This is a genomic window from Actinoplanes flavus (assembly GCF_017592555.1).
GTDB lineage: Bacteria > Actinomycetota > Actinomycetes > Mycobacteriales > Micromonosporaceae > Actinoplanes > Actinoplanes flavus.
Genome location: NZ_JAGFNS010000018.1, coordinates 172,947 through 187,143, shown reverse-complemented (window position 1 = coordinate 187,143; position 14,197 = coordinate 172,947). Strand labels below are relative to the sequence as shown.

The following is a 14,197-nucleotide window of genomic DNA, read 5'->3' as shown; positions in this document are numbered from 1 at the left end:
CTGAGCTCGGGTCAGGAGACCGTCATCGTCTTGATGAGGACTTCCTTCTTCGGGCGACCACCGCCGGGGTTCGGCTCGAACTTGCCGTCGTCGCCGGCCTTGACCACGTCCTGGACGACGTCGAGGCCCTTGGTGATGGTGCCGAGCAGCGTGTAGTTCGCCGGGAGTTGGGTGTCCTCGGCGACGATGAAGAACTGGCTGCCGGTGCTGTTCGGCATGCCGGTGTTCGCCATCGCGATCGAGCCGGCCGGGTACGGCGTCTGGGCGTCGGTCGGCAGGTTCTCCTCGGCCATGGTGTAGCTCGGGCCGCCCTGACCGTCGGTGTCGCGGTAGCCCTCGCCGGTGGCGAACGGGTCACCGCACTGGAGCACCTTGAAGCCCTCCTTGTTCACCAGGCGGTGGCACTTGGTGTTGTCGAGGAACTTCTGCGCGGCCAGGTGCTTGTAGCTGGCACCGGTGCACGGGGCCTTGGAGAGATCGATGTCGGCCTCGATGAGGCCCACGCCGGTGTCGAAGGTGAGCACACTCTTACCGGTGTTCGGCACGTTGACCGGCGGCAGGCCGACGTCCTTCACCTTGCCGCCGCTGGCCTCGTCGGCCGGGGTCCAGGTGCAGTTCACCGTGCCCGCCGGCGGGCCGCCGGCCTCGGTCTTCTCGTCCTTCTTCAGGGCGCGGAAGACGAAGAACGCCGCGCCGGCGATGAGGATCACCGCGGCTGCCGAGCCGACGATCGCCTGGCGCTGCCGGCGCTTGCGTGCGGCCGCCGAGCGCTCGGCCATCTCCTTCTCGAGCCGGGCCCGCGCCGCCGCGCGCTGCCGGTCCTTGATCGACGACACGGTCTCCTCCATGCTGCTGCTCTCGTCCTTCATAGAAGTCACGACTGCGCGCTCGCCGAGGGGGCCGCGCTGGCGGCTGCCGCTCCGACGGTCAGCGTCTTGATGGTGATCTTGTCCTTGGGCTTGACCTTGTTACCAGCCGCGTCGTCGATCGTGGGGATCTTCGCGATGGCGGCCAGCGTGTCGAGACCGCCGGTCACCTGACCGATGATCGAGTACTGCGGCTCGTCGGTGGGGGTGAAATCCTTGTGGAAGATCAGGAACTGGCTGCCGTTGCTGCCCTTGGGGTTGCCGATCACAGCGACCGTGCCCTTCGGGTAGACCACCGTCGCGGGCGGGGCGGCGCTCGCGCTGGGCGCGGGCTCCGGACGCACCGGAAGGTTCTCGTCGTAGTAGCTGTAGGTCGGCCCGCCCTGACCGGTGCCGCTCGGGTCACCGCAGCGCAGCGCGCCCTCGGTGGTGAGCTCGTGGCACTCGGTGTTGTCGAAGAAGGCCCGCCCGGCCAGGTAGGTGAAGCTGGCCGCGGCGCACGGGGAGCTGGCCACGTCGAGACTCATCACGATCGGCTCACCCTTGTCGGTGGTGACCGTCATCGTCTCGGTGCCCTCCTCGGGGAGGTCCTTGGTGGGCGGGGTGCCGACCTCTTTGAGGTTGGGGTTCGTCTGTGGGTTCTGCGGGGTCCACAGGCAGACGTCCGAGGCGGTGGTGTCGGCCGGCTCCTCGCTGTCGAACGCGCCACCGATCCAGGCGCCGCCGACGGCGATGAGGAGCACCGCCAGAGTGGCGCCGACGCCCGCCGAGATCCGGCGACGGCGGCGCTCGCGCTCAGCCCGGCGGGCCTGCTGCCGCTCGTATTTCGCCCGCGCGAGTTTGCGCTGCCGGTCCTTGCTGGAAGCCACCGAACGCTGTCCCTTCCCGGTACATGTCAAGGGGTGCGGCACGCCACACGACCCGCAAGAGTGTACGGGTACCTCCTGAGAAAGTGGCGTGCGCCCGCCCGGCTACTCTCGTTACGATTCGCACCCACCCCCGCGAGAGGCTGACCTCGTGCTCGTCACCGGCTTTCCGGCCCAGGCCTTCGGCACCAACTGTTATGTGGTCGCCGCCGGTCCGGGGGAGCAGTGCCTGATCATCGATCCGGGGATCGGCGTGCTGGACCAGCTCGAGGAGATCCTCGCCGAGCACCGGCTGTCACCGGCCGCGGTGCTGCTCACCCACGGTCACCTGGACCACACCTTCTCGGTGGCGCCGGTCTGCGGGGCTCGCGGCATCACGGCCTACGTGCACCCCGGCGACCGGGAGATGCTCGCCGATCCGGCCAAGGGGCTGAGCGCCGACCTGACCGCCATGTTCGGCGGCCGCCTGCCGTACAGCGAACCCGACGACGTCGCGGAACTCACCGACGGCGCGACCCTGACCCTCGCGGGCGTCGAGGTGACGGTCGACCACGCACCCGGCCATACCGGCGGGTCGGTGCTGTTCCGCCTGCCGGGCGAGTCGTCGGAGGAGATCTGCTTCTCCGGGGACGTGCTCTTCGCGGGGTCCATCGGGCGCACCGACCTGCCGGGCGGCAGCACCCCGACGATGATGGCCAGCCTGCGGGACAAGATCCTGCCGCTGGCCGACGAGACCGTCGTGCTGCCCGGCCACGGACCGGCCACCACCATCGGCCGTGAGCGCGCGTCGAACCCGTACCTGCGGGATCTGATCGCCGCGCCCGGCCGCTTCCTGTAGGAGATTCTGACGTGCCTATTTCCGGTTTCCCCGAGTGGCTGCCGTCGCAGCGGATCATCGAGCAGCGGGTGCTCGACCGGATCCGGTCCACCTTCGAGCTGTACGGCTTCGCCCCCCTGGAGACCCGCGCCGTCGAGCCGCTGGACATCCTGCTGTCCAAGGGCGAGACGTCGAAGGAGGTCTACCTGCTGCACCGCCTCCAGGAGGAGGAGGGTGCCAAGCGGGAGGACCAGCTCGGCCTGCACTTCGACCTGACCGTCCCGTTCGCACGGTTCGTCACGGAGAACCACGGCAAGCTCCAGTTCCCGTTCCGGCGCTACCAGATCCAGAAGGTGTGGCGCGGCGAGCGCCCGCAGGAGGGCCGCTACCGCGAGTTCCTCCAGGCCGACATCGACGTGGTGAACCGGGACACGCTGCCGTTCCACTTCGACACCGAGATGCCGCTGGTGATCGGGGACGTGTTCCGGTCGCTGCCGATCCCGCGGGCCACCATCCTGGTCAACAACCGCAAGATCTGTGAGGGCTTCTACCGCGGCCTCGGTCTCGAGGACACGGCACAGGTCCTGCGTACGGTCGACAAGCTCGACAAGATCGGCCCGGAGAAGGTGGCGGCCGCCCTGGTGGAGACCGCCGGCGCCACCGACTCCCAGGCCGCGCAGTGCCTGCGGCTCGCGGAGATCTCGGCCACCGACGGTTGGTTCGCCGACCGGGTCCGGGCTCTCGGCGTCACCGACCCGATGCTCGACGAGGGTCTCGCCGAGCTGCTCCAGGTGGTGGAGACGGCCAACGAGCACGCGCCCGGCTTGGTCCGCGCCGAACTCAAGATCGCCCGTGGGCTGGACTACTACACCGGCACGGTCTACGAGACCCTGCTGGAGGGCTACGAGCGGTTCGGTTCGATCACGTCCGGTGGGCGCTACGACAACCTGGCGTCGGTGGGCAACACCCGCTTCCCCGGCGTCGGCATCTCCATCGGGGTGTCCCGCCTGCTCGGCCTGCTCTTCGGCCAGGACGCGCTGACCGTCTCCCGGTCGGTGCCGACCTGCGTGGTGGTGGCCCTGCCCAGCGACGACCGGCGCGCCGAGTGCGACCGGATCGCGGCGGCCCTGCGTAAACGGGGGATCCCGACCGAGGTGGCGCCGACCGCCGCGAAGTTCGGCAAGCAGATCCAGTTCGCCGACCGGCGCGGGATTCCGTACGTGTGGTTCCCCGGCGAGCCGGACACGGTCAAGGACATCCGCTCCGGTGAGCAGGTCGAGGCGGACGCGGAGACCTGGCAGCCGGCGCCCGGCGACCTCCACCCGAACGTGTCCGCGCGCTGACTTAGAGTCATGTCGGGACGGTCCGGCGGCTACCTTGAGGGGATGCCGCTGGACCAGACCGCCCTGCTCCTGGAGTTGGAGCCCGTCGTCGCCGCGAACCTCGACCGGCATCTGGCACTCGCCAAGGAGTGGTTCCCGCACGAGTACGTGCCGTGGAGCGAGGGCCGCACCTTCGACGGTCTCCTCGGCGGCGAGGCGTGGCGTCCGGACGACTCGAAGCTTCCGGACGCCGCCCGTACCGCGCTGATCGTCAACCTGCTCACCGAGGACAACCTGCCCTCGTACCACCACGAGATCGCCACCCTGTTCGGCCGGGACGGCGCCTGGGGCACCTGGGTGCACCGGTGGACCGCCGAGGAGGGCCGGCACGGCATCGCGATCCGTGACTACCTGACCGTCACCCGCGGCGTGGACCCGGTCGAGCTGGAGCGCGCCCGGATGGACCACATGCAGTCCGGCTACGTCAACCGGCACGGCGAGGACGTGCTGCACTCCATCGCGTACGTCGCCTTCCAGGAGCTCGCCACCCGGATCTCGCACCGCAACACCGGCCGGGCCACCGGCGACCCGATCGCCGAGCAGTTGCTGGCCCGGGTCGCCGCCGACGAGAACCTCCACATGGTCTTCTACCGCAACCTGCTCAGCGCGGCCTTCGACCTGGAGCCGGACCGGGCCATGCGGGCGGTCGCCGATGTGGCCGCCGATTTCCGGATGCCGGGGGCGAACATCGCGGGCTTCGGGCGCAAGGCGGTCGCCATCGCGCTGGCCGGCATCTACGACCTGCGCCAGCACCGGGACGAGGTGCTGGCGCCGGTGCTGCGCCAGTGGAACGTCTGGGACCGTACCGATCTGCGTGGTGACGGCGAGCGGGCACGCGAGCAACTCGCGGCACAGATGAGCGAGCTGGAGACGCAGGCGGCGCGCTTCGAGCAGAGGAGAGAGGCCCGCAACCACCGGTACGCCTGAGCGGCCTCGCGGATGAGGCGGATCTGAATTAGGCGGTTGTTTCGGATTTGTTCCGATTAACCTCAACAGTAGCGCGAAGCTCTGCTGAGGAGGAGCGGTGGACGGAGGCGCCGATCCGCACCGCGGCCGGCTGCTGATCATGGGTGGCGCCGCCGGCTCCGAGTTGCTCGGCAGGTTCGTGGAGCTCGCCGGATCGAGGGCCGCGCGGATCGTGGTCATCGCCACCGCCAGCGAGTCCCCGGAGAGCGCCGAGTCCGCCTACCGGGAGAGATTCGCCGCCCTCGGCGCCGGTGACGTCCGCGCCCTGCGGCTCGACGACCGGGCCGCCGCCAACGCGCCGGAGACCGAGTCCGTCCTGCGCGCCGCGACCGGTGTCTTCTTCACCGGCGGGGACCAGGAGCGGATCACCGGCGTGCTGGGCGGCACCGCGACCGACACGCTGCTGCACGGGCTGGTCGGGGAGGGACGGGTGGTGCTCGCCGGGACCAGCGCGGGCGCCGCGATGATGTCCGCCACCATGATCACCGGCGGGGAGCGCCCCGGCGTGGCCGCGGACAGCGTGCGCACCGGCCCGGGGCTCGAATTCCTGCCGTGCGTGCTGATCGACCAGCACTTCGCCGAGCGGGGCCGGCTCAACCGGCTGCTCAGCGCGGTGGCCCGCTACCCGCACGAACTGGGCGTGGGCATCGACGAGGACACCGCCATCCTGACCGGGGGCGACACCTTCGAGGTCCTCGGCAGCGGGGCGGTGACGGTGGTCGACGCCGGCGCCGCCACCGACATCCGGGTTCCGCCGGCCGGGCCGATCACGCTCGCCGGCGCCCGCATCCACGTGCTGCCGGCCGGCTGCACCTTTCACCTCTCGGGCCGCCGACCGGGCACCGGCCCGCCCCCAGAACGGGAACGAGCCGCATGAAGATCGAAAGCCTCCGCCGCCTGCGCGGACCCAACGTCTACCTGTCCCGGCCCGCCGTGGTGGCCCGGGTGGACCTCGGCGAGCTCGCCGGCGTGGAGACCACCGACGTCACCGGGTTCACCGAACGCCTGTTGCGGGCGGTGCCCGGCCTGGCCGAGCACCACTGCGCCGCCGGAGTGCCCGGCGGGTTCGTGAGCCGGCTGCGCAACGGCACCTACTTCGGCCACGTCAGCGAGCACGTCTGCATCGAGTTGTCCCAGCTCATCGGAAGGGACATCAGCTTCGGGCGGACCGTAGCGGCCGACCGGCCCGGGGTCTACGACGTGATCATCGAGTGCCCGGTCGACGAGTCGCCCGAGTCGTCGGTGCCGGGCGAACTGCTGGAGGCCGCGATCGGCCTGGTCCTGGAGGTGCACAGCGGCTCCGGGCCGTCGGCGGGCACCCTGGCCGAGCGGCTCTCCGGGCTGGCCGAGCTGGCCGAACGGGAGGCGACCGGGCCCAGCACCCGGTCGATCATGGCGGCCGCCCGCCGCCGTGGCATCCCGGTGGAACGGTTCGACGACCTCAGCCTGGTGCGGCTGGGCTGGGGCCACCGCCGGCGGCTGGCCTGGGCGGCCATGACCGACCGGACCAGCGCCGTGGGCGTGGACATCGCCGGGGACAAGCACGTCACCCGGCGGCTGCTCGACGAGGCGGGCATCCCGGTCGCTCCCGGCGGCGTGGCCGCCACCGCCGCCGACGCCGTCCGCCTCCTCGGCGAACTGGGCGCCCCCGTGGTGGTCAAACCCCGCCACGGCCGGCAGGGGCATCTCGTGGCGCTGCACCTGGACACCCCGGGCGCCGTCGAGCGGGCCTGGGCCGCGATCGGCGGCGAGGTGGTGGTGGAGCGGCACCTCGGCGGCCGTGACTACCGCGTGCTGGTGGTGTCCGGCGAGGTGGTGGCGGCCGCCGAACGGGTCGCCGCGCACGTCGTCGGCGACGGCCGGGCCACGATCGCCGAACTGGTCGAGCGGGTCAACGCCGACCCGCGCCGGGGCGCCGGCCACTCCCGGGTGCTCACCCGGATCGTCCTCGACGAGGCGGTGGAGGAGGTGCTGCGCCGCACCGGGCACACACCGGAGTCGGTCCCGGGGGAGGGCCGGGTCGTCTGGCTGCGCGATGCCGCGAACCTGTCCACCGGCGGCACCAGCCGGGACGTCACCGATCAGGTGCACCCGGACGTGAACCGGCTCTGCCGGCGGGTGGCCGCCCTGGTCGGCCTGGACATCGCCGGGATCGATCTGCGCCTGCCGGACATCGGGGCGCCGGTGCCGCCCACCGGGGAGCAGGCCGCCGCCGGGGTGATCGAGGTCAACGCCGTACCCGGGTTGCGGATGCACCTGGCGCCGGTGCACGGCCGGGCCCGCGACGTGGGCGACGCCATCGTCCGGGCCATGTTCCCGGGCGGTTCGGACGGGCGGATCCCGGCCGTCGCGATCACCGGCACCAACGGCAAGACGACGGTGACCCGGCTGACCGCCCACCTGCTCGGCGGCAGCGGCATGCGGGTCGGCATGACCAGCACCGACGGGGTCTGCATCGACGGCCGGATCATCCAGGTCGCGGACGCCACCGGGCCACGGTCGGCGCAGATGGTGCTCGGCGACCCGCAGGTCGAGGTGGCGGTCCTGGAGACGGCCCGGGGCGGGCTGCTGCGGCGCGGGCTCGGCTACGACTGGACCGACGTCGGGGTGATCACCAACATCACCGCCGACCACCTGGGCCAGGACGGGCTCGACTCGATCGAGGACCTGGCGCACGTCAAGGCGGTGGTGGCCGAGCGGGTCCGGGACGGCGGGACGCTGGTCCTCAACGTCGACGATCCGTGGGTGCGCTGCCTGGCCGGCCGGCCCCGGGTACGGGCGGACCGCAAGCGCCTGATCTGGTTCGGTCTGGACGTCGAGAATCCGGTGCTCGGGGAGCATCTGGCCCGCGGCGGGGCGGCGTACGTGCTGCACGACGGCTGGCTGGTGCAGGCGACCGGCGCGCGGCGCACTCCGCTGGTGCGGTTGACGGAGGTGCCGGGCGCGTACGGCGGTGCGGCCCTGCACGTGGCCGCCGACGCGCTCGCCGCGATCGCCGCGGCCCGGGCTCTCGGCGCCCGCCCGGAGAACCTGGCCGACCGGCTCGCCGAGTTCGACCCGAGCGTGGAGAACCCCGGGCGGGGCACCCTGTTCCGGGTCGGCGACGTCTCGGTGTTCGTCGACTACGCGCACAACCCGGCCGCGCTGGCCGCCACGCTGCGGACCCTGCACCGGCTGTGGGGCGCCGACCGCTGCGTGGCCGCCGTCACGCTGCCCGGGAACCGTCGTGAGGACCTGCTGGCCGCCTCGGCGCAGGTTCTGGCCGACGGCCTGACCCGGGTGGTGCTCTACGAGGACGAGGACCGGCTGGGCCGCCCGGCCGGTGAGGTCGCGGCGCTCGTCGAGCGGGAGATGCGGGCCCGCCGCCCCCAGCTGACCGCGGTGCGGGCGGACGGTTACCGCGCGGCGGTGGCGGCGGCGCTGCGGCTGGCCGGGCCCGGCGAGGTGGTCCTGGTGATCTACGAGAAGTGGGAGCCGATGCGCGCCCACCTCGCCGAGCTGGGCGCGGTGCCGGGCGGCGGGGCGCCGGTGCTGAGCGGGATCACGGCCCTGTCGCGGGCCGCGGGGGCGGCTCCGCACGTGGCCCGCGAGCTTACCGGACTGCCCGCGCGAGCGTGACGAGGTTGACAGATCATGGACAGACTTGATCTCTCTCCGTAGTGAAGTGTTGACCGATCGTGAACGCCTCCGGAGTGGACTCACCCGGAAGGTTGAGAGTGAAAGTTCCGACGAAGCGGGCATTCGCTCCGCATCGTCGTGGCGCTATGTGGCGGCCTGGTGGCGGAAAGCCCTTTCCCGCACGGTGCGAAAGTCTGTACAAGCGGGCTCACGTAACCGAACGGACGGTAATGATGCCCAGGTAGATCGGCTTGTGACAGGTCGAACTGGTGACCGATAGGGACTAACATCCTCGCCGTCGATGGGGGATGCTCGGAGTCCGATGGTGGGCCCGACTCGCCCGGCGTCGGGCGGCATGGCGGTGCGGTCCGGCGATCTTCTCGAAGCGCGCATGTGGGGGCACATGAGCACGACGGACCTGCCCGGTTCGGGGCTGCTCGCCGGTCGGTACCGACTGGTCGAGCGCCTCGGTGCCGGCGGGATGTCAGTGGTGTGGCGAGGGTTCGACGAAGTGCTCGGGCGGCAGGTCGCCGTGAAGGTCCTGCCGCCGTCGACGAGCGCGGACCCCTCGTTCCGGCGCCGGCTGCGCGCGGAGGCCCAGGCCGCCGCCCGCCTGACGCATCCCAATATCACCAATGTGTACGACTACGGCGAGGCCACCACGGTGGATGGCGAGCCGGTGCCCTATGTCGTGATGGAACTCGTCGACGGTGAGTCCCTGGCCGCCGTCCTGGCCCGGGTGCGGATGCTGAAATGGCCGACCGCCGTGCGGATCTCCGCGGAGGTCGCGGCGGCCCTGGCGGCGGCACACGCCCGGGGCATCGTGCACCGTGACGTCACCCCGGCCAACGTGATGCTCACCCCGAGCGGCGCCAAGGTGGTGGACTTCGGCATCTCGGCGCTGATCGGGGAGAACGACACCGACCCCGACGGCAGCCTGATGGGCACCCCGGCCTACCTGGCGCCGGAGCGCCTGGAGGGCGGCGTGGTCAGCCCGGCCACCGACGTCTACGCGGTCGGCCTGCTGATCTACCGGATGCTGATCGGCCAGCTGCCGTGGGACGTCGGCACCACCACGGCACTGCTGCGCGCCCATCAGTACACCGAGCCCGAGCCGCTGCCGCCGGTCGAGGGCCTGCCGTCCGGCGTGGAGGCGCTGGTCGCCCGCTGCCTGGAGAAGCACCCGGCGGACCGGCCGTCCAGTGCCGAGCTGGCGCACGTGCTGGCCGGCGCCTCGGCGAGCGCCCCGATGGTCACCTCCGGCTTCGAGGCGGGCTGGGAGGACGGCGAGGACACCTTCATCCTGCCGTCGGGGTACCCGTACTCCGGCTTCGGCCCGGCGGCCGCGGCGGCGGCGATGGCGGCCGGTGAGGCGACCGACCCGGACTCGCCCGGCCCGACCGTCCCGGCGGGCCCCACCGAGCCGTCGTCGAAGCCGTTCGAGAGGACGCCCGCCCGGGCCTCCTCGTCGCCGCCGTTGCGGCCCGGCGCGGGCGGTCCACCGCCGGTCCCGTCCGGTGACCGTCCCACCAACCGTAACCACGTCCATCTGCGCCGGGTCGTGGTGGTGGCCGGCACGGTCGCCGTGCTGAGTGGCCTCACCTACGGCTGGACGGCGATCGGCCAGTCCGAGAAGACCCCGGCGGGCGCGTCGACACCGCAGCCCACCGTGGTGCCCCCGGCCGGTCAGTGCGTGGTGAGCTACGCCGTCTGGTCGGACACCGGCGGCCGGTTCAAGGCCCAGGTGACGCTCGCCAACCGGGACGACATCCCGGTCGACGGATGGAGCCTGTGGTTCCTGATGAACGGCGACCAGGTCCTCACCGGAAACGGGCGGATCGCGCTCACGCAGGACGATCGGGCGATCCGGGTCACCTCGAACACGGTGATCGCGCCGCAGCGCACCACCACGATGCAGATCACCGGGAGCTACACGGAGAGCAACCAGGCTCCACTGGTCTTCAAGCTCAACGACCAGACCTGCGAGACGTACGTGTCGTCCGAACCCGGCGAGCCGTCCCGTCCGGTGGAGATCCTCTCCGACGGCCAGGTGCGCCTGGGCGACCCGACCACCTCGCCGGGCATCTCGATCGGGCCCAGTGGCAGCGTGCACATCACCACCACGCCGGCGCCGTCGCGGACCATCTCGAAGAAGCCGACGGTCAAGCCGGACCCGGGGACCAGCACCACGAAGACCACGACTCCGGGCGGCACCGACCCGTCGGACACCATCGAACCGTCGGTGCCGTCGTCCGAGGGCCCGTCGCATCCGGGCGGCGTCGTCGACACGACCGAGCCGACCACGCCGCCGCCGGCCCCGGGCACCTCGCTCGACGAGGATTGCGACTCGGCGGATCCGGATTGCGCCGGAGGAACCGGGGGCGGATGACCGAAAGACGGGCCGTTCGGCCCGTTCGGCCCGGAAAACCACAGGCCGGCGAGCCGGCGACCGCGTTACGGTGAACGGGACCGACAGGCGCTTCTGCTCCACTCCGGCCATCCGGATTGCGGCATTTTGGCGCGGCGTGGCTGCCGGCCCATGTGGCACCCGAGTGGATGATGGGCGAGAGTCCGGCTACCACGTGGTGTCAGCCGATTCTCAGCAGGTCGTCGACATCGGGGAGTTCGACAAATGATCAGCACAGTGAAGGACCTGGCCGCCGAGGCGTTGTTCGTCTCGTATCTGCAGCCGTCCGAGAGCCCCACCCGGGCGTCCTTGGAGCAGGCGATCACCATGATGATCCTGCGCCACGGCAGTGACGGTTGTGCCGCCGGTGTGGCAACCGAGTTCGGCGACCACCCGGAGGCCGCGGTGCGGCGGATGGCGTGGGTGCACGCGGCGCTGGCCGAGGTGCTGGCCCCACCGCGTGTGCCCGTGCTGCACTGACCAGCCCCCTCGTCGTGAACCCGGCCGTGATCGCGGCCGGGTTCCGTGTTTGAACCTCCCTGGTCCGTGATGGTCCCCACCGGCCTGAGGTTTTTCATGAAAAAACTCCACAAATGCAACCGAGTTCGGCCGCCGCTGCACCTTACGGCGGCCACTGTTCTCCTTGTCAGCCGGTTTCATCAGCCGGTTCGTACCAAGCGAGGAGGACTACGTGACCGCCACGACCGAACTCCCCGCCACCATCGGCACCGCCCACGATGCGCCGTCGGCGCACGACATCGAGGACCTGATCCGCGAAAACATGCCGATGGTTGGCCATCTGGTCCGGGAGCTTCTCAACCGGGTGCCCGGCCATGTCCACGCGGACGACCTCTCGTCCGCCGGTTTCGCGGCCCTGCTCGGCGCCGCGCGCTCCTTCGACGTGACCCGCGGCATCCCGTTCCACCGCTTCGCCGCCGTCCGGATCCGGGGCGCCCTGCTCGACGAACTCCGCGGACAGGACTGGGCCAGCCGGTCGGTACGGGCACGGGCCCGGCGTGCCGCCACCGCACGTCAGGAACTCACCGCGGCTCTGGGACGCACCCCCAGCGACGCCGAGGTCGCCGAGATGCTCGGCATCGGCGTCTCCGAACTGGCCAGCGTCGAGGACGACGTCCAGAAGGCCTCCCTGCTCAGCCTCCAGGGCTTCCCCACCGGCGCGGCGGAGGAGATGGTGCCGGAGACCTCCGAGGGACCCGAGGACCTGCTGCTCAAGCGGGAACGCCTCGGCTATCTGCACCAGGCCATCCAGGCGCTGCCCGAACGGCTGCGGCAGGTGGTGGAGGAGTCGTTCCTCCAGGAACAACCGTTGAGCGAGGTGGCCGCCCGGCTCGGTGTCACCGAGTCGCGGATCTCGCAGCTGCGCACCGAGGCGCTGCGGTTGCTGCGGGAGGGCCTCAACTCGTCGCTCGCGCCGGAACTGCTCACCGTGGCCGCGGGAGGCCCCCGGACGCGGAAGGGCTGTCTCCAGCGGCGGCGCAGCGAGTACTTCGCGAAGGTGGCTCAGCAGGGGAGCCTGCACACCCGGCTGGCGCTGACCGACAGTCACGGCGTGCCGATCGCGGTCGCCGCCTGAGGTCACCGACGGGCGCGGATCCGGCTGGGCCGGCGTTCCGCGCCCGTTTCGTATCCCGCCTCCTCCGTGGCCCGCCGCGTCGCGATCGGACAGTGGCTGTGTTGCGGCCGGTCCACCGGCGCCCCGATCCCCGCGCCGGTCCACCGGCGCCCCGATCCCCGCGGCGGTCACGATGGACACCGATCGCCGACCCGGTGGCGCCGCTCACCGGGCTACCGGGCGACGCGGATCGAGCCGGTCGAGGCGCTGTGCCGCCGAGCGATCAGGACCACCCCGACGGCGGCCACCCACAGGCCCCAGGCGGTGCCGCCGATCAGGCCGGCCGGCTCCCACACCGGGACGCCCGGCACCGCGGTGGCCAGGACGTCACCCTGGTTGAGCAGGTAGAGCGCCGACGCGGCCAGCCCCGACCAGCCGATCCAGTGGGGCAGCGCGCCGGACCGCAGCACCACCACGCTCACCGTCGCCGACCACACGATCGCCAGCACCTGCCCGAGATGCTCGCCGAGCAGCGCGCCGCCGAACTGGTGTCGCGCGGTCCAGGCCGCCTCGATCGCCGGCCGGGCCGCCGTGTCGCCCGCCGCCCACGAGCCGGCCAGCGCGGGCACCACGAACACCCAGCGCAGGAAGCCGATCAGGGACAGCAGCGCGGAGGCCGCGCCGATCGCGCCGGCCGTCCGCAACACCGGGTCCGTGCCGCGCCCCAGGGCCGCCGACATCATCGACATGGGTACGCCCACCAGCGCGTACGTCCACGCGACGGCGAACCATGTCCAGACCAGCGACGGGCCCCCGGCGTGGAACGAGGCGAGCACCACCGGGGCCGGTTCGCGCAGGATGTCCGGCCAGTCGAAGGTGGACGACAGCACGCCGGAGGCCACCGTGAATCCCGCCGCCGAGGCCAGCAGAAGGCCGCCGACCCAATTCTGTACGCCGTGCAGAGTCTTCATGCAGCGAATGCTGTACGGTGTGCGGAGATAAGTCAAGGGGGTTGTCCTGTGACCGAGCCCAGACGCCGGCCCGGACCGAAACGCGCGCTCACCGAGGAGGCGGTGCTCGACGCGGCGCTGACCCTGCTGGACACCGACGGGCCCGGCGCGGCTTCGATCCGGCGGATCGCGGCGGCCCTCGGCGTGTCGCCGAACTCGGTCTACACGTATCTCCCGGACAAGTCGGCCATCGAGCAGGCGCTGGTGGAACGCCTGCTCGGCGACCTGAACCGGGCCGCACCGGGCGGCGACGACTGGCGGGCCGACCTGGAGGCGCTCGCCCTCGACCTGCGGCGGCGGCTCACCGCCCATCCGGGAGCCGTTCCGCTGCTGCTCGGCGGCGCGATGAACGGGCCGGAGGCGCTGCTGCTCGGCGAGCGGCTACTCGACCTGCTGGACCGCGCGGGGCTCGCCGCGACGGAGGCGGCGCGCGGCGCGTACCTGATCATGAGCTATGTCCTGGGCGCGATCGCCCTGGAGGTGGCCGACGTGCCGCGGGCCGGCGCGCTGGCCCCGGAGCGGGACCGCATCGCCGCCCGGCGTGCGGCGATGTCCCAGGTGCCGGCCGCGATGTTCCCGCGCACGGCGGCCGCGGTCGACGTCACCGCCACCTGGATCGGCACCGAGCAGTATCTGTGGGGTCTGCGCCGGGTCCTCGACGGTCTGTCCACCCACGCCTGACCCCGTCCACG

At 71.9% G+C, this 14,197-nt stretch carries 12 protein-coding genes; 9 read left to right on the top strand and 3 right to left on the bottom strand.

The features are described 5' to 3' along the window. Positions 1–11: 11 nt before the first annotated feature. Both J5X75_RS26640 and J5X75_RS26635 read right to left on the bottom strand, forming a co-directional pair. The gene (locus J5X75_RS26640; RefSeq protein ID WP_208470258.1) at positions 12–836 is read right to left on the bottom strand and encodes a peptidylprolyl isomerase; all 825 of its coding nucleotides are present in this window, start codon (positions 834–836) and stop codon (positions 12–14) included. A 38-nt stretch (positions 837–874) separates the two neighbouring features. Continuing rightward, positions 875–1,735: a peptidylprolyl isomerase gene (locus J5X75_RS26635; protein WP_208470233.1), complete on the bottom strand. Its 861-nt coding sequence runs from the start codon at positions 1,733–1,735 to the stop codon at positions 875–877. A 148-nt stretch (positions 1,736–1,883) separates the two neighbouring features. On the opposite strand from J5X75_RS26635, the gene J5X75_RS26630 reads away from it, so the two are divergent. The 8 genes from J5X75_RS26630 to J5X75_RS26595 all read left to right on the top strand — a co-directional run bounded on the left by J5X75_RS26630 (position 1,884) and on the right by J5X75_RS26595 (position 12,516). Then, entirely contained in the window at positions 1,884–2,570 is a 687-nt protein-coding gene (locus tag J5X75_RS26630) for an MBL fold metallo-hydrolase (RefSeq protein ID WP_208470232.1), read from the top strand. Positions 2,571–2,581: 11 nt separating this feature from the next. Next, a complete protein-coding gene (gene hisS / locus J5X75_RS26625) occupies positions 2,582–3,892 on the top strand; it encodes a histidine--tRNA ligase (protein WP_208470231.1) in 1,311 nt (436 codons plus the stop codon). A 42-nt stretch (positions 3,893–3,934) separates the two neighbouring features. Continuing rightward, complete coding sequence (locus tag J5X75_RS26620; RefSeq protein WP_208470230.1) at positions 3,935–4,858, top strand: acyl-ACP desaturase; 924 nt, start codon at positions 3,935–3,937, stop codon at positions 4,856–4,858. Between the two features lie 97 nt (positions 4,859–4,955). Continuing rightward, positions 4,956–5,774, top strand: coding sequence for a cyanophycinase (locus J5X75_RS26615; protein ID WP_307798267.1), 819 nt, complete (start codon positions 4,956–4,958; stop codon positions 5,772–5,774). Further along, positions 5,771–8,515 (top strand): cyanophycin synthetase, encoded by a 2,745-nt coding sequence (gene cphA / locus J5X75_RS26610; RefSeq protein WP_208470229.1) that lies wholly within the window; start codon positions 5,771–5,773, stop codon positions 8,513–8,515. The genes J5X75_RS26615 and cphA overlap by 4 nt, the downstream gene beginning before the upstream one ends. Positions 8,516–8,918: 403 nt before the next feature. Further along, positions 8,919–10,904 (top strand): serine/threonine-protein kinase, encoded by a 1,986-nt coding sequence (locus tag J5X75_RS26605; protein WP_238489329.1) that lies wholly within the window; start codon positions 8,919–8,921, stop codon positions 10,902–10,904. 243 nt (positions 10,905–11,147) lie between these two features. After that, entirely contained in the window at positions 11,148–11,402 is a 255-nt protein-coding gene (locus tag J5X75_RS26600) for a hypothetical protein (protein WP_208470228.1), read from the top strand. A gap of 211 nt (positions 11,403–11,613) precedes the next feature. Beyond that, the gene (locus tag J5X75_RS26595; protein ID WP_208470227.1) at positions 11,614–12,516 is read left to right on the top strand and encodes a sigma-70 family RNA polymerase sigma factor; all 903 of its coding nucleotides are present in this window, start codon (positions 11,614–11,616) and stop codon (positions 12,514–12,516) included. A 212-nt stretch (positions 12,517–12,728) separates the two neighbouring features. Here J5X75_RS26595 and J5X75_RS26590 read toward each other — a convergent pair whose 3' ends face one another. After that, the gene (locus J5X75_RS26590) at positions 12,729–13,466 is read right to left on the bottom strand and encodes a DUF4386 domain-containing protein (RefSeq protein ID WP_208470226.1); all 738 of its coding nucleotides are present in this window, start codon (positions 13,464–13,466) and stop codon (positions 12,729–12,731) included. A 48-nt stretch (positions 13,467–13,514) separates the two neighbouring features. Between J5X75_RS26590 and J5X75_RS26585 the strand changes: the two genes are divergently transcribed. Further along, positions 13,515–14,186, top strand: a complete 672-nt coding sequence (locus J5X75_RS26585; RefSeq protein WP_208470225.1) for a TetR/AcrR family transcriptional regulator C-terminal domain-containing protein — start codon at positions 13,515–13,517, stop codon at positions 14,184–14,186. The last annotated feature ends 11 nt before the right edge of the window (positions 14,187–14,197 follow it).

Coding starts and splice junctions, on each gene's coding strand:
- J5X75_RS26620 (WP_208470230.1), top strand. CDS start 3,935: ATGCCGCTGGACCAGACCGCCCTGCTCCTGGAGTTGGAGCCCGTCGTC.
- J5X75_RS26605 (WP_238489329.1), top strand. CDS start 8,919: ATGAGCACGACGGACCTGCCCGGTTCGGGGCTGCTCGCCGGTCGGTAC.
- J5X75_RS26600 (WP_208470228.1), top strand. CDS start 11,148: ATGATCAGCACAGTGAAGGACCTGGCCGCCGAGGCGTTGTTCGTCTCG.
- cphA (WP_208470229.1), top strand. CDS start 5,771: ATGAAGATCGAAAGCCTCCGCCGCCTGCGCGGACCCAACGTCTACCTG.
- J5X75_RS26590 (WP_208470226.1), bottom strand. CDS start 13,466: ATGAAGACTCTGCACGGCGTACAGAATTGGGTCGGCGGCCTTCTGCTG.